At 66.1% G+C, this 22866-nt stretch carries 22 protein-coding genes; 8 read left to right on the plus strand and 14 right to left on the minus strand.

The window, feature by feature from the left end:
• Window positions 1-2: 2 nt before the first annotated feature.
• The 4 genes from cobA to AC5RVY_RS01970 all read right to left on the minus strand — a co-directional run bounded on the left by cobA (window position 3) and on the right by AC5RVY_RS01970 (window position 4315).
• The gene (gene cobA, locus AC5RVY_RS01955) at window positions 3-1310 is read right to left on the minus strand and encodes a uroporphyrinogen-III C-methyltransferase (protein WP_493953012.1); all 1308 of its coding nucleotides are present in this window, start codon (window positions 1308-1310) and stop codon (window positions 3-5) included.
• A 165-nt stretch (window positions 1311-1475) separates the two neighbouring features.
• Entirely contained in the window at window positions 1476-2423 is a 948-nt protein-coding gene (locus AC5RVY_RS01960; protein WP_493953013.1) for an ABC transporter permease, read from the minus strand.
• Window positions 2413-3138: an ABC transporter ATP-binding protein gene (locus AC5RVY_RS01965; protein ID WP_050054183.1), complete on the minus strand. Its 726-nt coding sequence runs from the start codon at window positions 3136-3138 to the stop codon at window positions 2413-2415. The genes AC5RVY_RS01960 and AC5RVY_RS01965 overlap by 11 nt, the downstream gene beginning before the upstream one ends.
• A 34-nt stretch (window positions 3139-3172) precedes the next feature.
• A complete protein-coding gene (locus AC5RVY_RS01970; RefSeq protein ID WP_493953679.1) occupies window positions 3173-4315 on the minus strand; it encodes an ABC transporter substrate-binding protein in 1143 nt (380 codons plus the stop codon).
• 324 nt (window positions 4316-4639) lie between these two features.
• On the opposite strand from AC5RVY_RS01970, the gene AC5RVY_RS01975 reads away from it, so the two are divergent.
• On the plus strand, window positions 4640-5050 hold the full coding sequence (locus AC5RVY_RS01975; RefSeq protein ID WP_493953014.1) for an Hpt domain-containing protein: 411 nt from the start codon (window positions 4640-4642) through the stop codon (window positions 5048-5050).
• A gap of 14 nt (window positions 5051-5064) precedes the next feature.
• On the opposite strand, the gene AC5RVY_RS01980 is transcribed toward AC5RVY_RS01975, so the two are convergent.
• On the minus strand, window positions 5065-6231 hold the full coding sequence (locus tag AC5RVY_RS01980; RefSeq protein WP_493953015.1) for an RtcB family protein: 1167 nt from the start codon (window positions 6229-6231) through the stop codon (window positions 5065-5067).
• Window positions 6232-6333: 102 nt separating this feature from the next.
• On the opposite strand from AC5RVY_RS01980, the gene AC5RVY_RS01985 reads away from it, so the two are divergent.
• Window positions 6334-6771 (plus strand): SRPBCC family protein, encoded by a 438-nt coding sequence (locus tag AC5RVY_RS01985; protein ID WP_493953016.1) that lies wholly within the window; start codon window positions 6334-6336, stop codon window positions 6769-6771.
• A 31-nt stretch (window positions 6772-6802) separates the two neighbouring features.
• Here AC5RVY_RS01985 and AC5RVY_RS01990 read toward each other — a convergent pair whose 3' ends face one another.
• From AC5RVY_RS01990 to AC5RVY_RS02010, 5 genes are read right to left on the minus strand one after another with little or no spacing between them, the layout of a single operon-like run.
• Window positions 6803-8206, minus strand: a complete 1404-nt coding sequence (locus AC5RVY_RS01990) for a sulfate adenylyltransferase subunit 1 (protein ID WP_493953017.1) — start codon at window positions 8204-8206, stop codon at window positions 6803-6805.
• Window positions 8207-9154 carry a sulfate adenylyltransferase subunit CysD gene (gene cysD / locus AC5RVY_RS01995; protein WP_493953018.1) on the minus strand — a complete coding sequence of 316 codons (948 nt, stop codon included), beginning with the start codon at window positions 9152-9154 and terminating at the stop codon, window positions 8207-8209.
• On the minus strand, window positions 9151-9942 hold the full coding sequence (locus tag AC5RVY_RS02000; RefSeq protein ID WP_493953019.1) for a phosphoadenylyl-sulfate reductase: 792 nt from the start codon (window positions 9940-9942) through the stop codon (window positions 9151-9153). Before AC5RVY_RS02000 ends, cysD begins: the two co-directional genes overlap by 4 nt.
• Complete coding sequence (locus AC5RVY_RS02005) at window positions 9939-11684, minus strand: nitrite/sulfite reductase (RefSeq protein ID WP_493953020.1); 1746 nt, start codon at window positions 11682-11684, stop codon at window positions 9939-9941. The genes AC5RVY_RS02000 and AC5RVY_RS02005 overlap by 4 nt, the downstream gene beginning before the upstream one ends.
• Window positions 11685-11739: 55 nt before the next feature.
• The gene (locus AC5RVY_RS02010; protein WP_493953021.1) at window positions 11740-12609 is read right to left on the minus strand and encodes a sirohydrochlorin chelatase; all 870 of its coding nucleotides are present in this window, start codon (window positions 12607-12609) and stop codon (window positions 11740-11742) included.
• Between the two features lie 61 nt (window positions 12610-12670).
• Here AC5RVY_RS02010 and AC5RVY_RS02015 point away from each other — a divergent pair, with 61 nt between their 5' ends.
• Both AC5RVY_RS02015 and AC5RVY_RS02020 read left to right on the plus strand, forming a co-directional pair.
• Window positions 12671-13339, plus strand: coding sequence for a trimeric intracellular cation channel family protein (locus AC5RVY_RS02015; RefSeq protein WP_493953022.1), 669 nt, complete (start codon window positions 12671-12673; stop codon window positions 13337-13339).
• Window positions 13340-13352: 13 nt separating this feature from the next.
• Window positions 13353-13778: a hypothetical protein gene (locus AC5RVY_RS02020; RefSeq protein WP_493953023.1), complete on the plus strand. Its 426-nt coding sequence runs from the start codon at window positions 13353-13355 to the stop codon at window positions 13776-13778.
• Window positions 13779-13899: 121 nt separating this feature from the next.
• Here AC5RVY_RS02020 and AC5RVY_RS02025 read toward each other — a convergent pair whose 3' ends face one another.
• The 4 genes from AC5RVY_RS02025 to AC5RVY_RS02040 form a co-directional block, all read right to left on the minus strand.
• Window positions 13900-14754 (minus strand): type IV toxin-antitoxin system AbiEi family antitoxin domain-containing protein, encoded by an 855-nt coding sequence (locus AC5RVY_RS02025; RefSeq protein ID WP_493953024.1) that lies wholly within the window; start codon window positions 14752-14754, stop codon window positions 13900-13902.
• A 477-nt stretch (window positions 14755-15231) separates the two neighbouring features.
• Window positions 15232-16332 carry a polyprenyl synthetase family protein gene (locus AC5RVY_RS02030; protein ID WP_493953025.1) on the minus strand — a complete coding sequence of 367 codons (1101 nt, stop codon included), beginning with the start codon at window positions 16330-16332 and terminating at the stop codon, window positions 15232-15234.
• The gene (locus tag AC5RVY_RS02035; RefSeq protein WP_493953026.1) at window positions 16329-17723 is read right to left on the minus strand and encodes a geranylgeranyl reductase family protein; all 1395 of its coding nucleotides are present in this window, start codon (window positions 17721-17723) and stop codon (window positions 16329-16331) included. Before AC5RVY_RS02035 ends, AC5RVY_RS02030 begins: the two co-directional genes overlap by 4 nt.
• A gap of 3 nt (window positions 17724-17726) precedes the next feature.
• Window positions 17727-18503 carry a demethylmenaquinone methyltransferase gene (locus tag AC5RVY_RS02040; protein WP_493953680.1) on the minus strand — a complete coding sequence of 259 codons (777 nt, stop codon included), beginning with the start codon at window positions 18501-18503 and terminating at the stop codon, window positions 17727-17729.
• A 162-nt stretch (window positions 18504-18665) separates the two neighbouring features.
• On the opposite strand from AC5RVY_RS02040, the gene AC5RVY_RS02045 reads away from it, so the two are divergent.
• From AC5RVY_RS02045 to AC5RVY_RS02060, 4 genes are all read left to right on the plus strand, one after another.
• A complete protein-coding gene (locus AC5RVY_RS02045; RefSeq protein WP_493953027.1) occupies window positions 18666-20066 on the plus strand; it encodes an isochorismate synthase in 1401 nt (466 codons plus the stop codon).
• Between the two features lie 169 nt (window positions 20067-20235).
• On the plus strand, window positions 20236-21039 hold the full coding sequence (locus AC5RVY_RS02050) for an ABC transporter substrate-binding protein (RefSeq protein ID WP_493953028.1): 804 nt from the start codon (window positions 20236-20238) through the stop codon (window positions 21037-21039).
• A gap of 146 nt (window positions 21040-21185) precedes the next feature.
• Complete coding sequence (locus AC5RVY_RS02055) at window positions 21186-21977, plus strand: amino acid ABC transporter permease (protein ID WP_493953029.1); 792 nt, start codon at window positions 21186-21188, stop codon at window positions 21975-21977.
• 12 nt (window positions 21978-21989) lie between these two features.
• Window positions 21990-22793, plus strand: a complete 804-nt coding sequence (locus tag AC5RVY_RS02060) for an amino acid ABC transporter ATP-binding protein (protein WP_493953030.1) — start codon at window positions 21990-21992, stop codon at window positions 22791-22793.
• Window positions 22794-22866: the final 73 nt, after the last annotated feature.

The following is a 22866-nucleotide window of genomic DNA, read 5'->3' on the forward strand; positions in this document are numbered from 1 at the left end:
GGCTAGGTGGTGAGGACGCGGGGCTTGTCCGCGGTGGAGCTTTGGGTCTTGGAGCTTTGGGTCTTGCGGGGGCTGTTGGGGGTGGTGGTGCCGTAGTCAGCGGTTTTGAAGTGCAGCGGGGCGAACGGGCTCACGCGCACCACGTCGCCGATGACTATGACTGCCGGGTTGGCCACACCGGCGGCTTCCGCCTGGTCAGCTATGGAACCCAGCGTGCCGATGGTGACGCGCTGATTCGGCAGGTAACCGTTCTCCACGATACCAACCGGTGTGGAGGCGGGCAGGCCGGCTTCGCCCAGCGCGGACGCCGATTCACGCAGCTGGCCCACGCCCATCAGGAGCACCACGGTGTGGTCCGGGCGGGCCGGCACCTCCGAAAGTTCCTCGTGGCCGGTCACCACGCTGAAACCTTTCGCGAGGCCGCGGTGGGTCACCGGAATTCCCGCGGCGGCGGGAACGGAGATCGCGGACGTGACGCCGGAAACAACTTCAACCTCGACGCCGTGCTGGCGGCAGTATTCAGCTTCCTCGCCGCCACGGCCCAGTACGTAGGGGTCCCCGCCCTTGAGCCGGACCACGCGGTGGCCCTTGAGGGCTTCCTCGACCAGGATCCGGTTGATGTCCGACTGCGGCACGGGGTGGTGGCCGGGAGTTTTGCCAACCTCGATGACGCGGACATCCGGTGCCAGCTCATTGAGCAGTTCGCGGGGGCCCAGGCGGTCTGCGACCACGACGTCCGCCTGGCCCAGGAGCCGGCGGCCGCGGACGGTGATGAGGCCGGCGTCACCGGGACCGCCCCCCACCAGGGCTACGGAACCGTTGCGGGCGGCCCGGCGGCGGCGCAGCGGCAGGTCACCGGTTTCAAGCGCGGTGGCGACGGCGTCACGGACCGCCATGGCCCGGCGCGGGTCACCGCCGGCGTTTACGGCGACTTTGACGTCGTCCACTTCTGCGACGGCGGGGGTCCAGGCGGCGGAGGCTTCGTGGTCCGAGGCGTTGACGCACCAGACGCGCTGCGCCTCGGCGTCGGCAGAGACCTGGGCGTCCACGGCCGAATCACCGGTGGCGGTCTGGACGAACCACACGCCGTCGACGTCGGACGGAAGGTAGGTGCGCTGCTCCCAGGTAAGGAGGCCGGCGTCGGCCAGTTCCTGAAGCGCAGCGGAGGCAACCGGAGCCACGACGGTGACGCGGGCACCGGCATCGAGCAGGCCCTTGGCGCGGCGGGCAGCCACCGGGCCGCCGCCCACCACCAGCACGGGGCGGCCCAGGAGGCGCAGTGCTGTGGGGTAGATATCCTGAATTGCCATGAATCAACGGTAGGGCCGCGTCACAATCGCCCACAAAGGCCGAGCAACAACAGGTCACGCAAGGTAACGCTGCGTAACGTACCGGGGGCTGCCGTCGTACGGACACGGCAAAGCCCGACGGCGGGAGTCGCCGTCGGGCTTTGTTGAACGCAAGTGCGGGCTCGCTTAGCGCGTGCTCCCCGAGAGGAGGCCGCGGCTGCGCAGGAGGCGCTTCTCAATGGGCGCGAACACCAGCAGCTCGATCAGGATGCCAACGGCGAGGATCAGCAGGATTGCCGCCATCACCACGGCCATGTCGGACAGCTGCCGGCCCTGGTCCAGCAGCGAGCCCAGGCCGAAACCGATCGTGCCGCCCACAGCGATGATCTCCGCGGCCATGAGCGAGCGCCACGAGAAGGCCCAGCCCTGTTTGAGACCGCTCAGGTACCCGGGCAACGCAGCCGGAAGGATGATCTGCAGCGCCATCTGGAGCCGTGATGCGCCCAGGACGGTCCCCACGCGGCGGTACTGCGGCGGGATCTGGTCCACGCCGGAAATGAGCCCGTTGATGATGGAGGGAATGGCGCCCATAAAAATCACGAAGTACACGGTGGCGTCGGTGAGGCCGAACCAGATGATGGCCGCCGGAACCCATGCCACGGACGGGAGCACCTGGAGGCCGGAAATCAGTGGCCCAAAAGCCCGGCGCAGCGGAGCCACCTGGGCCAGCAGCAGGCCCACAGGAGTTGCGATGGCAACGCTGATCACAAAACCCACCACCCCGCGCTGCATGGAGGTCCAGACCGCTTCCTGGAGTTTGCCGTCACTCCAGAGGACACCCATCTGGCTCACCACATCCAGCGGACCGGGCACCAGGTCGCGGCGCTTCAGCCCCAGGGAGACGTAGAACTGCCAGATGAGCACCAAAGCCACCAGGGCGGCGATGGGCAGGAGCACCCGGCTCCAGTCGATCCGGTGCTTACGGTCGGCGTCGGACTGCAGGGAGTCCAGCCCGGACTCAAGCTCCCGCAGGTCCTCGTGCCCGTTCGAAGTCCTCGTCAAGGCGGCATGGATGTGCCGGGTCTCAGTGGGTTCGGAAGGCGCTTCGGCGAGAGGTGTCTGATTACTTGGCATGGCGGCGAATCTCCTCACGCAGCCGGGCGGTGATTACCCCGGTCAGCTGGCCGGCAAGTCCGGCGTCGGTTCGGTGTTCCTCGGTGACTGCCCATTCCTGGACCACGCGTCCCGGGCGGGAGGAAAGCAGCAGAACGCGCTGGCCCAGCCGGACGGCCTCACGCACGTTGTGGGTCACGAAGACGATGGTGCGGCCGGTTTCCTTCCAGATCCGCTCCAGTTCGTCGTGCAGCAGGTCGCGCGTGATGGCGTCCAGGGCGGCGAAGGGCTCGTCCATGAGCAGCAGCTGCCGGTCCTGGGCCAGCGACCGGGCCAGGGACACCCGTTGGCGCATGCCGCCGGACAGCTCGTGGGGGCGCTTGTCGCCGGCGGTCCCGAGGTGCACCAGTTCAAGGAGCTCCTGCGCCTTGGCCTTGCGCTCGGCTTTTCCCATGCCGCGGAGTTTGAGGGCCAGTTCGATATTCTCCCGGGCCGTGAGCCAGGGGAACAGCGCAGCGTCCTGGAACATAAACGCGGCACCGTCGCTCGGCACTTCCAGGGCGCCCGACGTCGGCGCTTCAAGTCCGGCGATGATGTTCAGCAGGGTGGACTTGCCGCAGCCGGAGGCACCGAGGAGGGCGACGAACTCGCCTTGGCCGATGTTGGCGTTGACGTCGTCCAGCACCGGGGCGCCGTCGCCGAAGCGCTTGCCCAGGTTTTCCAGTACGACTGGCATGGTGCCGTCCTTAGGTAGGTGGGTGGAGGGTCAGTCAGTTTTGGCCGAGGCCGGCAGCGGACAGCGGGTCAATACCGCTGCCGCCGTCTTTAATCACGTCATTGAGCGGGCGGAGGTCGAAGAGCCCGTTGAGGTCGGCCTGCTTGGTGGTGCCGGCCTCCACACCGTCCTGCAGCAGCCGGGGATAGCTTCCGGCCAGCGGGTCCAGGGTGAAGGTGATGTTGGTGAGGGACCGGGCCAGGACGTCGTCCGCCAGGGCTGCGCCCGCTGATTCCTGCAGGGCCGCGTTGATGACCGCGGCTTTCTCCCCGGCGGGAGCTTCATTCAGCCACGCCACGGACTTCGCGTGGCCGGCCAGGAGCGCCTTCACCGTATCGGGGTGGCTTGCCGCGAACTTCTGGTTCACGATCAGGACCGTGGTGGGGAATTCGCCAGGCTTGCCGGTGCCCGTACCGTCCCACAGGTCCTTTTCGTCCACCAGTACTTTCGCTCCGGCCTGGAGCACCAGGCGTGACGCCCAGGGCTCGGGCAACCACGCGCCGTCGAGCTTTCCATCCTGGAACAGCTTCAGGGTCTGGGCATTCTCGGTGGGGTTGATGGCGACGTCGCCGCTGCCGTCAACGTTGGTTTTGTAGCCCTGGTCCGCCAGCCAGGCCCGCAGGGCAACGTCCTGGGTGCCGCCCAGTTGGGGGGAAGCCAGGGTCTTGCCCTTGAGGTCTGCCGCCGAGTTGATCTCCGGTTTCACCACCAGCTGGGCGCCACCGGCAGCGGCACCCGCAATGATCCTCACCGACTCCCCCTGGCTTTTGGCGAAGGAGTTGATGGCAGGGTTGGGGCCGACGTACGCGGCGTCGATGGCGCCGGCATTCAGCGCCTCGATGGCTGCCGGGCCGGCGTTGAAGGTCTCGGTGCTGAGCGCGGTGCTGCCCAGGGCTTCGGCCAGGAAGCCCTCCTTGATGCCCACGAGCGCAGGCGCGTGCGTGACGTTGCCGAAATAGCCCAGCTTCAGTTCCGCCGCGGGCGTGGGTTCAACCGCCTGGGCCTCCGTGTTACGGGAAACGGTGGAGGCCACCACGGCGCCAAGGGCGATCAGCAGGACCAGCCCAATGGCCAAGGCGGCCTCGATGGCACGCTTGCGCTGGGGAACAGCGCTTTCGCCTGCCACGATGCGGGTCATCCCGGGCTTGGAACTAGTCATTGTTTCACCATAGGGAGTGACCCAAACCCGTTCAATGAAGTGGAAACGGGGGGTCACGCAGGTTCATCCAGCGTCACATTTCACCAGTCTCCGCACTACCACTTGGAGACCGCTCCGGCTGCTGCACGCAGGATTCGAGTACCCACTACTCGTGTTTCCAGGGCCCCTGCCACGTAGCGTCCATAAATAGTCCTGCTGGGAGGCTCATGGATGAATTGACTTCTAGGGGCATGTCATGGGTATCGAGCTATGCAGGCATGTGGGTCACCCGGTCGCGTCGGGCGCTGGCAGTGGAGGCGGGCGGTGACCCAGGCAGACGGTTATCCACCGCTCCTGGACCCCTCCGTGCTGGAGAGGCTGCGCGAAGAACTAGAAGACGATGAAGGTGTCTGGAAAGTGTTCGTGCAGAATTTCATCGCCCAACTGCCCGAACGGAATGAAAAACTGCGCCAAGCCCTGACCACAGGTGATGTGACAGGGGCCCTGGACGCTGTCCTCAGCCTCAAGACATCAAGCCAGATGGTGGGAGCGGAACGGCTGGCGGGCCTGGCCTACGACCTGGAACAGGACATGCGCCACGACATCATCGACACTGATCCGACGGTAGCGCTCCCCCACCTGGCTGCGGCCCACCTGCGGCGGATTAAGCAGTGCAGCCGGCAGACCACCTACCTGCTCCAGGCCACCCTGAAGAGGAAACCGGACCTGGGCTGAGCGCGCGAACGGCTTCAGTTTCCCTTGACATTGATCAGTTGCCGCAGCTTGTGCCGGACGGTCACGAGGTCCGCGGCGTCCTGCATCACCTGGTCGATGGGTTTGTAGGCGGCCGGGATTTCGTCGATGAACGCCTCCGAAGCCCGGAATTCGATCCCCCGCATCGCCTTCTTCAGCTCGTCCAGGGTAAAGGTCCTGCGGGCGGCATTGCGGGAGTACTCCCGGCCCGCCCCGTGGGGCGAGGAGTTCAGGGATGCGGGATTGCCCAGGCCTTCCACCACGTACGACGCCGTCCCCATGGACCCCGGGATCAGTCCCGGATCGCCGCTCTCGGCTTTGATGGCGCCCTTGCGGGACACCCAGACGGCCCTGCCGTGGTGGGTTTCCTGTTGGGTGAAGTTGTGGTGGCAGTTGATCCTTTCCTGCTCCTGCACCGGCCCGCCGGCCCAGCGGCCGAACTGGGCGCTGACCCGGTCCATCATTTCCTCCCGGTTCAGGAGCGCGAAGTGCTGGGCCCAGCGCAGCTCTGCCATGTACCGGTCGAACTGTGGCGTGCCCTCGTCGAGGTAGGCAAGGTCCGGGTGGGGCAGGCGGATCTGGTTTTTCCGCGATACATGCTGGGCGACGCCGATGTGGTGCTGGGCGATCTTGTTGCCGATGCCGCGTGAGCCCGAATGCAGGAAGAGCCAGATGTCATCAGCCTCATCGGCGCAGACTTCGACGAAGTGGTTGCCTGACCCCAGCGACCCCAGTTGCAGCTCCCATTTGGCGACGTACTGGGCAGGGCTGAACCCGGCCTTCGCAGCCAGCTGCTTCAGCTCCGCCACCCGGGGCTCGGCGGTGGGCAGCACTGTCCTGTTGTTGTGCCCCGCGGACAGCGGAATAACGCGCTCGATGTCTTCCCGGAGTTTCCTGCGGTCCCTCGGGAGGTCCGCCAAAGAGTACTGGGTCCGGACGGCGATCATGCCGCAGCCGATGTCCACTCCCACCGCGGCCGGGATGATCGCGTGCAGCGTGGGAATCACTGAACCGACAGTGGCACCCTTGCCCAGGTGGGCGTCCGGCATCAGCGCCAAGTGGGGGTAGATGAACGGCAGCCCGGCGGTCATCAGTGCCTGCTCCCGGGTCTGGTCATCCAGGATTGAAGCCCAGTTGAGCAGCTTGCTGTTGATGGTTTCCATGCTGCGCCTCCCACCGCCGGATGAGGACTAACGTGAGTCCTAGGCTACCGCCCGGTCCCGGTGACCGCCCGTGCAACCCGACCCACTCAAGGAGCCACACCCATGGTGAACGTCCAAACCCAGATCCTCATCCGCCGGCCCAGGGTGGAAGTGGCGGAGTACGCGGCCAACCCGGACAACGCCCCGAAGTGGTACGTGAACATCCACAAGTCCCAACGGCTGGGCAGCGGTGCGATGGGGACGGGTTCCAAGGTTGCCTTCACCGCCAGGTTCCTGGGCCGCGAGCTGAACTATACCTACGAGTTCGTGGAGTACATTCCCGGCGAGAAATTGGTGATGCGCACGGCCCAGGGCCCGTTCCCCATGCAGACCACCTACACCTGGAGCGATTCCGACGGCGGCACGCTTATGACCCTCGGCAACACCGGCAAGCCGTCGGGGTTTTCGAAACTCGCCGGACTGGTGATGGCCCCGATGATCCGGCGGGAAACCCGCAAGGACCTGCAGAAGCTGAAGACGGTCCTCGAGGAGCAAAAGTAACCTGTCCCGGAAACGCGGAATCGGGCGAAAACTAGATGCTGTAGCGCTCGTCCTCGTGGTCGCCCGGGTGGTCGTTGACCAGCCCGGCGGCCAGGGTGTTGCCATCCAGCGGGTCGATCACCAGGAACGCTCCGGTGCGGCGGTGGTGCAGGTAGTTTTCCAGCGGCAGCGGCGCGGCGAGCCGGAGCTGCGCGTGGCCGATGTCGTTCAGCTCCAGGGTGGACGCCGGCTCCAGCTTGAAGGTGGACAGGTCCAGCTTGCCGTTCACGTTGCGGACCAAGGCCTGGACGGTGCGGGTACCGTGCTTGACCAGTACCTTCTGGCCCTCACGGAGCGGCTTCGGGGACAGCCAGCACAGCGACGCGTACAGGTCGGCCGATGCTTCACGGACGGTGCCTGCCGCAGCGATGGTGTCACCGCGGGCGACGTCGAATTCCTCGGCCAGGCGGATGGCCACAGACTGCGGGGCGGCGGCTTCCTCCAGGGAAGCCCCTGCGAAGTCGATGCCCACCACCGTGGTGGTGCGCGGGTCCTGGCCGGGAGTCAGGACGGACACCTCGTCGCCCACCTTGACCGAGCCTTCGGTGATCTGGCCGGCGTACGCGCGGTAGTCGCGGTAGGCCTCCACGTCCAGGCCGGCGGCGACGGCGTCCGGGGCCAGTGCGCCCTGCGGCCGGATGACCAGCTGCACCGGGAAGCGGAAGCTCTCCAGGTGGCTTTCCAGCTCGTCGGCAGCCGGGAGGGTTTCCAGGACCTCGAGCAGCGCGGGGCCGGTGTACCACGGGGTCCGTTCGGAGCGCTCCACCACGTTGTCGCCGTCGAGCGCGGATACGGGGACCACCAGCAGGTCCGCAATTCCGTCTGAACCGAGGCCCAGCTCGCGGCCCACCTGCTGAACATCGGCTTCGATCTCGCGGAACACGGACTCGCTGAAGTCCACCAGGTCGATCTTGTTCACGGCCACGATCACGTGGGCCACGCGCAGCAGCTGCAGCACGGACAGGTGCCGGCGGGTCTGCTCCAGCACACCCTTGCGCGCGTCAATGAGTACGACGACGGCGTCCGCAGTGGACGCGCCGGTCACCGTGTTCTTGGTGTACTGGACGTGCCCGGGGCAGTCGGCCAGGATGAAGCTGCGGCGGTCGGTGGCGAAGTAGCGGTAAGCCACGTCGATGGTGATGCCCTGTTCGCGCTCGGCACGCAGGCCGTCGGTCAGCAGGGCGAGGTCGATGCCGCCCTTCTCGCCGCCGAAGCCGCGGTCCGCTGAGGTGCGGGCAACGGCGTCGAGCGTGTCAGCCAGGATCGCCTTGGAATCGTGAAGGAGGCGGCCCACCAGAGTGGACTTGCCGTCGTCGACCGATCCTGCGGTGGCGAACCGGAAAAGCGTAGTGGGGAGGGCCTTCTCGAGGTCGGCAGCCAAAGTTTGCGTGCTCATTTAGAAATACCCGTCCTTCTTGCGGTCTTCCATGGCTGCCTCGGAGATGCGGTCATCCGCACGGGTGGCGCCACGTTCGGTGAGGGTGGAGGCGGCGACTTCGACCACAACGTCGGACACGGTGAATGCGTCCGATTCCACGGCGCCGGTGCAGGACATGTCCCCCACGGTGCGGTAGCGGACGGTCTTGGTGATGACTTCCTCGGTGGGCAGCGGCTGGGACACCTCGCCCACCGCGCGCCACATCCCGTCGCGGGCGAAGACTTCGCGTTCGTGGGCGTAGTACAGACCGGGCAGTTCGATGTTCTCGCGCTCGATGTAGCGCCAGATGTCCAGCTCGGTCCAGTTGCTGATGGGGAACGCGCGGACGTGCTGGCCCACCGTGTGGCGGCCGTTGTAGAGGTTCCACAGCTCGGGGCGCTGGTTCCGCGGATCCCACTGGCCGAACTCGTCACGCAGGCTCAGGATGCGCTCCTTGGCGCGGGCCTTGTCCTCGTCGCGGCGGCCGCCGCCGAAGACGGCGTCGAACTTGTTCCGCTGGATGGCGTCCAGCAGCGGGACGGTCTGCAGCGGGTTGCGGGTGCCGTCGGCGCGCTCGGCGAGCTCGCCGCGGTCAATGAACTCCTGGACGGAGCCCACCACAAGCTTCAGGCCCAGGCGCTCCACCGTCCGGTCGCGGAACTCGATGACTTCGGGGAAGTTGTGGCCGGTGTCCACGTGGAGCACGGGGAACGGGACCTTGCCCGGCCAGAACGCCTTGGTGGCCAGGTGCAGCATCACCACGGAGTCCTTGCCGCCGGAGAACAGCAGCGCGGGCTTCTCGAACTCGGCGACAACCTCGCGGATGATGTGGATGGCCTCGGACTCGAGGGTGTCCAGGCTGCTTAGTCGGGTGGAGACGGCGGAGTCGGTCACCTGGGTAGTCTCCTCGGTTAGGAAAGTGCTCATACGTGTAGTCCGCATTCTGTCTTGTCGGTGCCTGCCCAGCGGCCGGCGCGGGGGTCGTCGCCGGGCGCAACCTTGCGGGTGCAGGGCTGGCAGCCAATGGAGGGGTACCCCTGGGAAAGCAGCGGGTTGACGGGCAGGAGGTTGTCGTCCGAGTACTCCACCAGCTGGTCGAACGTCCACGCGGCCATCGGGTTGACCTTGACCAGGCCGTTGGCCTCGTCCCAGGTCACCAGCGGGGTGTTGGTGCGGGTGGGTGCTTCGTCGCGGCGGACGCCGGTGAACCAGAGCTCGTAGCCCGCGAGGGTCCGGCGCAGCGGAGCCACCTTGCGCAGGGCGCAGCACTGGGCGGCGTCGCGGGCGAAGAGGTCCTTGCCCAGGAGCCGGTCCTGCTGTTCCACGGTGTTCTCCGGAAGCACATCCACCACGTTGACGCGGAGGTTCGCGGCCACCTCGTCGCGCGTGGCGTAGGTTTCCGGGAAATGGTAGCCGGTCTCCAGGAACAGGACGTCGACGCCGGGCAGCTGGTCCGCCACCAGGGCGGGCAGCACGGCGTCAGCCATGGAGCAGGCGACGGCGACGGCGGGCAGGTCGAAGTTGCGCTCCACCCAAGCGATGACGTCGCGGGCGGGGGCGTCCCAGCCGAGCTCGGCAGCGCCGGACTCAGCGAGGGCCTTCAGTTCTTCCTTGGAGCGGAGCTTGGGGGCTGCTGCCGCGACGGTGGCATCAACCTCGGCAGTGGCGGCGGCCGGCGGGGCAACGGGGTCTACTCCGAGTGCATGCTTGCTCATTGAAGTGCCTCCTCGTCTGCTGCGTGCGCCCATTCGGCGAAGGTCTGGCCTTCGGCGCGCTGGGCTACGAAGGTGCGGACTACGCGCTCCACGTAGTCCGGCAAGTCATCGACGTAGACCTTGAGGCCGCGGACGGTGCGTCCCAGGCCTGCTTCCTCGCGGTCGTTCGAGGCCAGCCCACCGCCCAGGTGGACCTGGAATCCCGGGGAGGGGTCGCCGTCGGGCGTTGGAAGCATCATGCCCTTGAGTCCGATGTCCGCCGTCTGGATGCGGGCGCAGGAGTTGGGGCAGCCGTTGATGTGCAGGGACAGCGCGTGCGGCAGTTCGCCGGAGGCTGCGAGGTCGGCCAGGCGGCGTTCCAGCTCGGCCACGGCCGTGGCAGCCGTGTGCTTGGTTTCCACAATGGCCAGCTTGCAGTACTCGATGCCGGTGCAGGCGATGGTGCCGCGGCGGAACACGGACGGGCGGGCGGACAGGCCCAGCGCGTCCAGCTCAGCCACCAGCGGCTCCACCTGTTCCTTCTCGACGTCCAGGACAACGAGCTTCTGGTGCGGCGTGGTGCGCAGCCGGTACGAGCCGCGGGCCTCGAGGGTGTCCGCAAGCTTCACCAGCGCAGCGCCGGACAGGCGGCCTGCCAGCGGGGTGGCGCCGATGAAGAACTTGCCGTCCTTCTGCTCGTGCACGCCGATGTGGTCGCCGGGTGTGGTGGGCTTGGGGGCGGCGGGGCCATCGGCCAGCTTGTAGCCCAGGTATTCGTCCTCGAGGATCTGGCGGAACTTCTCGGGTCCCCAGTCGGCCATCAGGAACTTCAGGCGGGCCTTGGTGCGCATGCGGCGGTAGCCGTAGTCACGGAAGATGCTGGTGACGCCGAGCCACACATCGGCAGCCTGCTCAGGGGTTACGAAGGCGCCGAGGCGCTTGCCGAGCATCGGGTTGGTGGACAGTGCACCACCGGCCCAGAGGTCGTAGCCGACGCCCAGCTCAGGATGCCGGACACCCACCAGCGCAAAGTCGTTGATCTCGTGGACCACGTCCTGGCTGGGATGGCCGGTGATCGCGGTCTTGTACTTGCGGGGCAGGTTGGACAGCAACGGATTGCCGATGAACCGCTCCCCCAGTTCCTCGATCAGCGGGGTGGGGTCGATGATCTCGTCCTTGGCGATACCGGCCACGGGCGAACCGAGGATGACGCGCGGAACGTCGCCGCAGGCTTCGGTGGTGGACAGGCCAACACCTTCCAGGCGGGTCCAGATCTCGGGGATGTCCTCCACGCGGATCCAGTGCAGCTGGATGTTCTGGCGGTCGGTGAGGTCAGCGGAGTCCCGCGCGAAATCCACCGAGATCTGGCCGATGACGCGCAGCTGTTCGGTGGTGAGCGCACCGCCGTCGATCCGCACGCGGAGCATAAAGTACTTGTCCTCGAGCTCGTGCGGCTCAAGCGTTGCGGTCTTGCCGCCGTCGATCCCGGGCTTGCGCTGGGTGTACAGGCCCCACCAGCGGAACCGGCCGTGCAGGTCCTGGCCGGGGATGGCGTCGAAGCCCTCTTTGGAGTAAATGGTCTCGATACGCTCGCGCACGTTGAGGCCGTCGTCTTCCTGTTTCCAGGTTTCGTTGGCGTTCAGGGGCGTTTTGCCGTCCACTTTCCACTGCCCGTGCGGTTTCGCGGCGGGTCGGGAAGGGCGGGCCGGGCGCTTCGGGGCGGCGGGGTCCGCGGACGCTCCGGCTAGAGCTGTATCAGTCATGCATCGACTGTAGGTCCCGTCCGAATAGCGTCACAAAGGCCCCGGAAACGCTAAGTCACCTAGGGAAATATTTCGTCACGAAACGCCGGACGGCCTTGAAGAAGCCACCCTCCTGTGCATCGGCGGGTGCTGCTGAAGGCGCCTCAGTTGGCACTTCAGCAGGGGTTGCCGCAGGTGCCTTAGGCACGGTATTGCCGGCCTTCGCGACGGCGGCGTCATACCGCTCCAGCGCAATCTCGGCCAGCACGGGTGACGGCAGGAGCGGTGCCGTCACGACGTCGGCCCCGGCCTTGGCGAGCTGGTCGTGGAAGTAGCCCGGCGCCAGGAGGTAGGAGGCAATCACCACCCGCCCGCCGACGTCCACAGCCCCGGCGGACTCCCCCGCGCCGGCACCGCCTTCCAGTTCCTCGCGAAGCATCGCAACGGCGTCGGGCACGGAAGGCTTGGCGGAGGCACCATAGGCGGCCACCATCCGGTTGGGCCGGAGCTCCTGGAGCTGGCCCAGCAGTTCCTCAACGCTGACAGCTGCCCTGGGATTGGACGAACCGGCCGCGGCCAGGACGATTACGTCCCGGTCCGTGACGCCGGCCTCGCGCAGCCGCTGGTCCAGCAGTTTGGCGAGCCGCGGGTCGGGCCCCAAGGGAGCGGCCGCAGCATTGCCCGGACGGCTCTTCACGGCCCGGGCGATGTCCACTTTCACGTGGTAGCCCACGCTGAGCAGCAAGGGAACAACGACGGCGGACTCCCCCGCCGGCAGCCCAGCCACCACGTCCACCAGGTCCGGCTGCTGGACGTCCACATAGGCTTCACGGACGTCCAGGCCCGGGCGAAGCTCAGCGATGTCAGCGCGCAGGGCGTTGACCTCCGCGGCGCCCTGTGTGTTGGACGTCCCATGGGCGCAGGCGATCATGATGGGGCTGTTCATAGGGGCTAGCGTAACGTTGGAGCCGCCCTGTCCGCCCTCTTTGAAACTGCCGGGACGCTCCATGACATTCGCCTTTGACAACGCGCCCGTGTGGCTGGATCTGCTGGGCGTCTTCTTCTTTGCCGTCTCGGGTTCGCTGCTGGCGGCGCGCAAGCAGATTGACATTGTGGGGTCCCTGCTGCTGGCTTCCCTCGTGGGCCTTGGCGGCGGGGTGATCCGGGACATTATCCTCGGCGTCGTCCCGGCGGCCTTCACCAACCCTGCCTACCTGGTGCCGCCGGCGCTGGCCACGGTCCTGGTGTATTTCCTGTTCTCCAGCGTCCAGCGCTACACGTCAATGCTGACGCTGTTCGACGCCGGCGGACTGGCCTTGTTCTGCATGACCGGCACCCTCAAGGCGCTGGCCACTGGACTCAACCCGGTGGCATCGGTACTGCTCGGCGTGACTACGGCCGTGGGCGGCGGCCTGCTGCGGGACGTCACCGCCAACGAGGTTCCGGAGCTTTTCAATCCCAGGGACATCTACGCCCTGCCGGCCTTCCTGGGGGCCGCAATGACCGCCGTCCTATCGGTCCTGGGCGTGTTCAACGTCTTGACTGCTGCCGTCATCGCGGCCCTGGTGTTCACGTTCCGGGTCCTGGCCTGGCGCCGCTCCTGGCAGGCCCCGCTCGCGGTTCGCGGGTGGCATCGGGCAGGGGCCGGGAACGGCGAATCGCAGGTCCGCGATTAGCTAGGATATGAGCATGACTGACATGTTCCTCGAGAAGTTCCGTGCGCTTGTTCCGAAGTATCTCGAGGATGAATGGCAGGAAGAGGACGGCCTGTCCGCTGAGGAGCTGGACAAGGCCCTCGCCGACCACCAATTCCAGATTCCCCTGGTCCTGCGCGAGTTCTACCTGGCCATCGGTGGGTGCGAGGACCTGATGGAGGCGTACCACTACTTCTGGGACCCGGACGAGCTCGAAGTGGATGATGAAGGCTTCCTGATGTTCCTCGAGGATGAGGAAGAGGAATACACCTGGGGCTTCCGAGTGGGCGACCTCAGCGTCCCGGACCCCATCGTGTACCGGCGCAACAACGCCCGCGGGCAGTGGAAGTCCGAAGAGGGCACGTTCTCCGAGTTCGTGTTCGACATGTTCGAGTGGGCTTTCGAGGACGACGAAGACTAGGTTCTGCGGCCGCTTGGCCTGTACGTGACGGGAATGCGTGATTTATAGGCTCGGCCCTGCTCCAGATCCCTGAGTTATCTGGGTTGATCCTGAGTTATCTGGGTTGATTCAGCGGGCGGCACTAAGAGTTACGCAAATCGGGCGCTGGCGGGAACCGCCTGCCCCGCCACAGTCTCAGTACCGCCTGGACCTCTTCGACCATGGCATCTGGGGCATGGACGACGTCGTCGTAGTAGCAGCGCAACACCAGGTAGCCATCGATGATGCTCCGGTTATTGCGTCGCTGGTCGCGCTTCACAGAACGTGGCTCGAAATGGGTTGACCCGTCAGTTTCAACTACAAGGCACTCCTCCACAAGGAAGTCCACCTCGCCCACACCGGGAATGTTGACGTGCCTCCGGACCCGCAGCCCCGCCTTCGCGAAATGCGCATTGGCCAGAACCTCAAGCAACGAGTCGGCCCTGGGAATCACCAGATCCAACACTGATCGCACTTTGCCGTTCCGCCGTCCTTGGCATTTCGCAAACAGGAACTCCAGGGAGATGCTCCCGCAGCCCACCGCAGACTGGACCATGACAAGTGCTTCAAGCTCGGGGAGGCAGCGGAGCGCATGAAGCAGGACGTCCGCCAACCCAAGGACCGGCAGCCTGGCATGCGGTGGATGCACGGGGCGCCCATGGTCCTTCAACCCGGGAGTATTTGCGGGATGGCTGCGGGAAAGGTGAACACAAGCAGCGTTGTTCAAGGTCCAGAGTCCGTACACCGGTGCTGCCGAGAGACAGGTCAGCTTGCCCGCGCCAGCCAAAGCCGTTGTGAGGACGCCAGAATCGGCTAACGCGTAGACCCCGCGCCGGGCTCGAATCACTAATCCAACCGCAACCGCCTGCCTGACAGTGGTCCGGCTAAAGCCCGCGTTGTTTAGCTGGCCTGCACGGGCAACGCCGCCACGCCGGTTCAGGTAGTCCGTGATGTCCACAAATTCAGACTGCCGCTGCGGGGCACCGGGGTGCGAGCCGCAACCAGGGGTATGTGGACAAAGGCCGCTTACTGCCTGGAGCGGCCCTACTTGAACCGGATTGCGGGACTTATGAAGACCTCCGCCAACACAGACCCCGCCGTTCAGCGGAGCGCACTGCCTCAACCGCCTAAAAGTTACGCATTCGGGGGAGGCCTCTGGGGGAATCCCGGCGGAAAAATTTTTGACATGGACAGTAACAAGGCACTTGCGCGTTATGACAAATCTGTCATAGACTATTCACGGATCCGCTAAACGCCTCCGGCGGGTCTGATGCGAACGGAGAGATAGCCTCGGTTCACAGCAACATATGACTCGTATTGTTGCTGCGGACCGGGGCTATCCCGTTTAAGCAGGCGTCTTCAGCTAGCAGCAACGAAGAAACCCGGCGCCATCAACGGGTCACGTTCAATGTGCCGGGCTTCCGCAGCAAACGGGCTAGCTGGCGCGGTCCACCACAGCCACCGCGAAGTTGGACAGCGATTCCTTAACCACGCCCTCGGGCAGCGGAGCCAGAGCGGCAATGGCTTCCTCGGACCACTGCCGCGCCACCACCCAGGACTCGGCAGTGACGGGGTGCTCGCGCAGCCCGGCAACCGCCTCGGCAAGGGCTTCATCAGAGCTGAGGTCGCCGTCGATCAGCGTCAGAAGTTCGACGGCGGACTGGTCACCGTCCAGGGCAGCCTTGCGCAGGAGCAGCACCGGAAGGGTGGGAACGCCCTCGCGCAGGTCCGTACCCGGGGACTTGCCGGACTTGACCTTGACCCCCGTCACGTCAATGACGTCGTCGGCAAGCTGGAAGGCAACACCCACCTTCTCGCCGTACTCCACCAGCACGGATTCGTACGCGGGATCGGCCTCCGCAAAGATGGCGCCGAGCTGCCCCGACGCAGCAACAAGGGAGCCGGTCTTATCCGCGATGACCGAGAGGTAGTGCTCCACGGGGTCCTCGTCCGGGCGCGGCCCCACGGTCTCGTGCAGCTGGCCCAAGCACAGCCGCTCGAAGGTCCGGGCCTGGATTCCGAGCGCCCGGGAGCCGAGTTCGGACACCAGGATGGACGCCCGCGCGAAGATCAGGTCCCCCGTGAGGACAGCCACCGAGTTGCCCCACACCTCGTGCGCCGTGGGAGCACCGCGGCGGAACGGGGCGGAGTCCATCACGTCATCGTGGTACAGGGTGGCCAGGTGCGTCAGTTCAACTACGACGGCGGCCTGCACCACAGCAGGCAGCGACGCGTCGCCGAGATGTGCGCAGAGGAGCGTCAGCAGGGGCCGGATGCGCTTGCCGCCGGCTTCAACGAGGTGGCGCGACGTTGCGTCAGCCAGCGGATCCGAGTTGGCGATGGCTTCGCGGAGCTTCTTCTCCACCCGGGCCAGGTTGTTGGTGATGGCCGGCCCCAGCTCGGCGTCCCCGGCGATGGCGGCGAACCCCGCGGGCAGCTGTAGGCCGGTGGCGATGGCTGTGGTGTTCAGGCTGGGCTCGGAGTCGGCGAGGCCGTGTCCGGCATGCGTCCAGCTGTGGTCTGCGGGGTTGGTCACGGGTTAACCCTAACTTTTTGTTGCGGATACCGCTGGTTCGAAGCCGACGGGGTGGCGGATGTATTGGATGTGGCCGGAACCAGCGATTCGAGGACCCGGATCACCCGGTCCTCGAAGCCCTTGGCGGACGGGTCCGTGAGGTTGGCCAGGAGACGGACCACGAACCGCATCAGCATGGGTATGGGCATGCCGGTCCGCAGCGCGAGCTTCATGACCGTGGGCTTGCCGATCAGCGCGGCGAACGCCCGGCCCAGGGTGAAGTGCGATCCCCACTGTTGCCGCACATACTCCGCGTACCGCGAAAGGTGCGCATCGGCGTCGTACGTTCCCTTCGCGGTCAAAGAGCGCGAGGAGACATCGATGATGAACTCGGCGGCGAAGCGCGCGGACTCCATCGCGTAGGAAATGCCCTCGCCGTTGAACGGGGAAACCATGCCGCCGGCGTCGCCCAGGAGGAGCAGGCCGGGCGAATAGTGCGGGGTGCGGTTGAAGCCCATGGGAAGGGCGGCGCCGCGGATGTCTCCCACCTGGTTCTCCGGCGTGAAGCCCCATTCGGCGGGCATGCCGGCGGTCCATTCGCGCAGGACCTGCTTGTAGTCGAGTTTGCCGAATTCCTTGGACGAGTTCAGGATGCCCAGGCCGACGTTGGACGTGCCGTCGCCGACGCCGAACACCCAGCCGTAGCCGGGCAGCAGCTTTCCGTCGCGGTTCAGAGAGCCGGCGCGGGCCCCGCGCCGGGCCTGCGAGGCGTGGGGAGCAGGCGAACGAAGCTCGAGCCAGCCTTCCATCCAGTCGTCGTCTGTGCGCGGGGAGGTGAAGTAGGTGCGGACGGCGACGCCGAGCGGGCGGTCGTCGCGCTTTTGGATGCCGAGGGACACGGCTGTGCGGGTGGAGTTGCCGTCCGCAGCGAGGACGACGTCGGCGCTGAACTCGCGCGTCTCCCCCGTCTTGCGTCCGGACTCGTCCAGGAGCGCTGCGCGGGCACCGGTGACCCGGCCGTCGTCGTTCCGCAGCGCTTCGGTGACGCTGTGCCGCTCAAGGAGGGTGGCGCCGGCGGCCTGGGCGTGCCGGGCCAGTTCCTCGTCGAAGCCGAGGCGGGTCCGGATCAGGCCGTACTGCGGAAAATCCGATACCTCGGGCCACGGCAGCTCGATGGTGCGGCCGCCCGCAATCAGGCGCAGGCCCTTGTTGCGGCGCCAGCCGTCTTCTTCGGGGTGCGGCAAGCCGAGCTTCTGGATTTCACGGACAGCCCGGGGTGTGAGGCCGTCACCGCACACCTTCTCGCGCGGGAAGCTCGTCTTCTCCAAAACGGTGACGTCGATGCCCGCCTTGGCGAGGTAATACGCGGCGGTGGAGCCAGCCGGCCCCGCGCCGACAATCAATACCCTCACAGGTCAGCGCGTGATGTTGCGGCGCAGCTTGGCCACCGGGCCCTTGTGCGCGGCGATGGCGGCAGCAGCAGTGTCCGGCGTTGACCCTGCAGGCTTGAAGGCACGGTGGACCGCCACGATGCCGCCGGTGAGGTTGCGGTACGTGACGTTTTCCCAGCCGGCTTCCTGCAGCCAGGCAGCCAGGTGGTCCTGGTCCGGCCAGGCGCGGATGGACTCGGCAAGGTAGACGTAGGCGTCCGGGTTGGAAGCAACCTTCACGGCGATGGCGGGCAGGGCACGCATGAGGTATTCGGTGTACATGGTGCGCCAAAGCGGGACCACGGGCTGCGAGAATTCGGCGATGACCAGGCGGCCGCCCGGCTTGGTGACGCGGAGCATCTCCTGCAGCGCCTTCTTGGGCTCGTTCACGTTGCGCAGGCCGAAGGAGATGGTGGTGGCGTCAAACGTGTTGTCGGCGAACGGTAGGTTGGTGGCGTCGCCGGCAATGAAGTCGATGTCCGGGCGGCGGCGCTTGCCCACCTTGAGCATCCCGAGGGAAAAGTCGCAGGCCACCACGTCTATGCCTGCATCCGCATATGGCTCGCTGGACGTCCCGGTGCCCGCCGCCAGATCCAGGACGCGCTGGCCCTTGGACACCTCCATCGCCTCCACCACAACCTTGCGCCAGCGGCGGGTCTGGCCCATCGACAGGACATCGTTGACGACGTCGTATTTCGGTGCGACGTCGTTAAACATCGTGGCTACTTCGTCCGGACGCTTATCCAAGGATGCTCGGTTCACCATGTCATTGTCTCAAATGTTCAGGAGGGTCCGGACCAAGGCGGGCCTCGGACCCCGGACCCCATCGTTGCAGGCCATCGGGCTGTGGTTGAGGCGTGGGTTCGGGGCGGGTGCTTCTTGCCAACCGGGCCCCGGAGTAAAAAGGAGTACCGTGGAGCCATCATGACCAGCACGTTCCGCACCTTGACAGTCCCCCTCGATGGCCAACGATTCGCCGGGGGGCTGCCGTCGTTTTTGGTTCGGGACGATGTCCTCTGCTGGACCCGCCGCGAGGCCGGGCTGGTGGGCTTCGGCGAGATCAGCCGCTTCACCGCCACGGGGCCGGAGCGTTTCCTTGAGGCGGACATCTGGTGGCGGCACCTGGTCCTCGAAGCCGAGATCACCGACGCCGTGGAGCTCCCCGGCACCGGTCCTGTCGCTTTCGGCTCCTTCGCTTTCTCCAAGACTTCGGCCCACGAATCCCGGCTGATCGTTCCCGAGATAGTTGTGGGTGTCCGCGACGGCCAGGCCTGGCTGACCCAATTGACCTTCGATGACGGCCCCCTCACCGAAGAGGGCGCCCTCGCCGGGCTTGAGCGCTGGCTTGCCGGCGGTTCGCCGGCCCACGGCCGGACGGCGGCCGCGGACCTTGCCGGGGGCCCGGCCGGGGACGGCACCTCCGGCGGGGCTCCCGTCCCGGGGGGCGGCGCCGTCGTACGTCCCCTGCCGCTTGCCGCCGGGGCGACCCTTCACACGGGTTCACTGACCGAGGAGGACTGGAAGGCGGCCGTCGCCGCGGGGGTGGCAGAAATCCGGACCGGGGCGCTGGAGAAGCTGGTGCTCGCGCGCGACATCGTGGCCACGGTTCCTACCGGCGTCAACGCCGCGAAAGTGCTGCGGGAGCTGGCCGGGCGCTACCGGGAATGCTGGACCTACGGTGTGGACGGGCTGGTGGGCGCGACGCCGGAGATGCTGATCCAGGTGGAGGGGCGGACTGCCCAGGCGCGTGTGCTGGCCGGTACCCTGGACCGCCGTGATGCCCATGGCGAGGACGGACTTCCCATGGACTACGCCACGCGGGTGCTGGCGGGGTCGGAGAAGCAGCGGCACGAACACGAGATCGCCATCCAGTCGCTGACCACCCAGCTGGCGCCGTTTTCCGAGGCCATGAACGCCCATGACGAGCCGTTCATCCTGGAGCTGCCCAATGTCTGGCACCTTGCCTCCGATGTAAAGGCAGAGCTGGCGGAGGTGGAAGGCCACGTGCCAACCTGCCTGGCGCTGATCAACGCGCTGCACCCCACGGCCGCGGTCTGCGGAACTCCCACCCAGGTAGCTGGGGCCTTGATCCGCAAACTGGAGCACCTGGACCGCGGTCCCTATGCCGGGCCCGTGGGCTGGCTCGACGCGGCCGGAAACGGGGAATGGGGCATCGCGCTGCGGGGGGCCGTCATCGAGGCCCCTGACACCGTGCGGCTCTATGCCGGCTGCGGAATAGTCGATGGTTCCCAGCCCGAAGCGGAACTCGCCGAGACCTGGGCCAAGTTCCGGCCCATGCTGGAATCGCTCGGAATCAGCAATTAAGCCAGCGAGTCCGGTATCTGAGACACGACTGCTTCGCCTAGGCTTGAAAACAGGAGTAATTTAGTTATCCAATAGTGAAACTAAGTTTCCTGTGATGCACATCTCTTATTGGGCGCTACACTATGAACCGATTTAGTACCGCATACTCCTGCAACAAAAGGTAAGAAACATGCAGCTCACGTCCCTGGCCACGGCCAAAATGACCGCCAAGGCAGCAGCACTCTTCGCCGTCGGCGCCCTCACCCTCACAGCCTGCGGCGGTGGAAGCTCCACCCCGGCAGCCTCCGAAGGCGGCGTCCAGCTCATCAACTCCGGCAAGCTCACGGTCTGCTCCGACATCCCCTACGAGCCGTTCGAATTCGAAAAGGACGGCAAGACTGTCGGCTTCGATGTGGACATCGCCAAGGAGCTCGCCAAGGACTTCGGCGCCGAACTGAGCATCGTGGACAGCTCCTTCGAGGCCATCGAGACCGGCACCGCGCTGACCCAGTGCGACCTCGGCATCTCTTCGATCTCCATCACGGACACGCGTAAGTCCGTGATGGACTTCTCCACCCCCTACCTGGACGACGACCTGGCCCTCGTGGCCAGCGACACCTCCGGCATCAAGAGCCTGGAAGACGCCAAGGGCAAGAAGGTGGGCGTCCAGCAGGCCACCACCGGCGCGGACTACGCCGAAAAGCAGGGAATCGACGCCCAGCAGTTCGAGGACACCGGCCTCCTGGTGCAGGCGCTTGAGGCCGGCACCATCGACGCAGCCCTGGGCAACCAGTCCGTCCTGGGCTACGCCATCAAGGACCAGCCCAAGTTCAAGAGCGTTGAGGACTTCGCCACCGGCGAGCAGCTGGGCATCTCCATCAAGAAGGGCAACACCGCCATGGCGGAGAAGGTCAACGGAACCCTGAAGCGGCTGACCGACGACGGCTCCCTGGAGAAGTTCAAGACCACCTGGTTCGGCGAGACCGCCAAGTAACCACCGCCCTGTAGTCGCCGTGCAGGACTGAGGCTCCCCCGCCTTGGCTCCTGCCCAGCCCTCAGAATTACGCAGCAGGGGCCCCGGACGGGCTGTACCGCAGTCCGTCCGGGGCCTCTGCCACGCACAACGAATGTGAGCACCCCATGGCAATGACCGCACGTCAGCGAGCCAGAGTAAGCCTGTATGTCCAGGCCGGAATCTTTGTGGTGGCAGTCGCCGCGCTGATCTTGGCCACCGACTGGAAGACCATCGGCAACAGCGTCTTCAACTTCGGCAAGATCGGGCCGATGTTCCCCGGCATCTTCACCACCGGCCTCGTAAACACCCTGATCTACACGTTCCTCGGTTTTATTGTGGGCCTCTCCGGCGGCCTGCTGCTGGCCCTGATGAAGCTCTCCAGCTTTCCCCTGTACCGGTGGATCGCCACGGGCTACATCGAGTTCTTCCGCGGTGTTCCGGCGCTGCTGGTGTTCATCGCCTTCGGTTACGGCGTTCCGCTGGCGTTTGGTGTCTCGTGGAACATCACCCTGGTGGTGATGGTGTCGCTCGGCATCGTGGCCGCTGCCTACATCGCCGAAACCCTCCGTGCCGGCCTGCAGGCGGTACCCAAGGGCCAGCTCGAGGCGGCCCGCTCCCTGGGCATGCCGCAGTGGCGGGCCATGGTGACCATCGTGATCCCGCAGGCTTTCAAGATCGTCCTGCCGCCGCTGACCAACGAGGTCATCCTGCTCACCAAGGACTCCTCCCTGATCTACGTCCTGGGCCTCACAGCCTCCCAGTATGAGCTGACCAAGTTCGGCCGCGACGGCATCTCCAGCCTCGGCGCGGGCCTGACTCCGCTGCTGGTTGCCGGCGCCTTCTACCTGGTGATCACCATCCCGTTGAGCCTCCTGGCCCGGAAGTTCGAAAGCCGCTCCGCGCGGACCAAGCGATAGGCAGGCAAGACCATGAACGACGTCGTCAATAACTCACACGGTGGCACGGCCACCCTGCACGCCGCCGGGGTGGACATCAAGGACCTGCGCAAGTCCTACGGGTCCAACGAGGTGCTCAAAGGCATCAGCCTGAACGTGGCGCCAGGCGAAGTGGTGTGCCTGATCGGGCCATCCGGCTCCGGCAAGTCCACCCTGCTGCGCTGCGTCAACCTGCTGGAGCAGCCCAACCAGGGCAGCATCCACGTGGGCGGTTTTGAAGCTACCGACCCCGACGTGGACATCGACAAGATGCGCCGCAAGGTGGGCATGGTGTTCCAGCAGTTCAACCTCTTCCCGCACCTGGATGCCAAGCGCAACTGCTCCATCGCCCAGACCAAGGTCCTCAAGCGTTCGCAGGCAGAGGCGGACAAGGTGTCCATGCACAACCTTGAACGCGTGGGCCTGGGCCACCTTTCCGACCGGTTCCCGGACCAGCTTTCCGGCGGGCAGCAGCAGCGCGTGGCCATTGCCCGGGCGCTCAGCATGGACCCCGAGCTGATGCTCTTTGACGAGCCCACGTCCGCCCTGGATCCCGAGACCGTGGGCGATGTCCTCTCCGTGATGCGCAACCTCGCCAAGGAAGGCATGACCATGCTGGTGGTGACCCACGAAATGGGCTTCGCCCGCGAAGTGGCCGATCGCGTGGTTTTCATGGACGGCGGTGTTGTGGTGGAGGAAGGTGTGGCCGAGCAGGTCATTTCCGCCCCCACCCAGCCGCGCACCAAGGAGTTCCTGCGCCGCGTGCTCGACCCGACGCACATCGAGATCGAGGAATAGGCTCCGGCCTCCGCTCTTATCGACGCGCAAGTTCCCTCGCGACGCGCAAGTTACCTCGTGACGCGCCAATGCC

The organism is Arthrobacter sp. Ha26 (assembly GCF_059091705.1).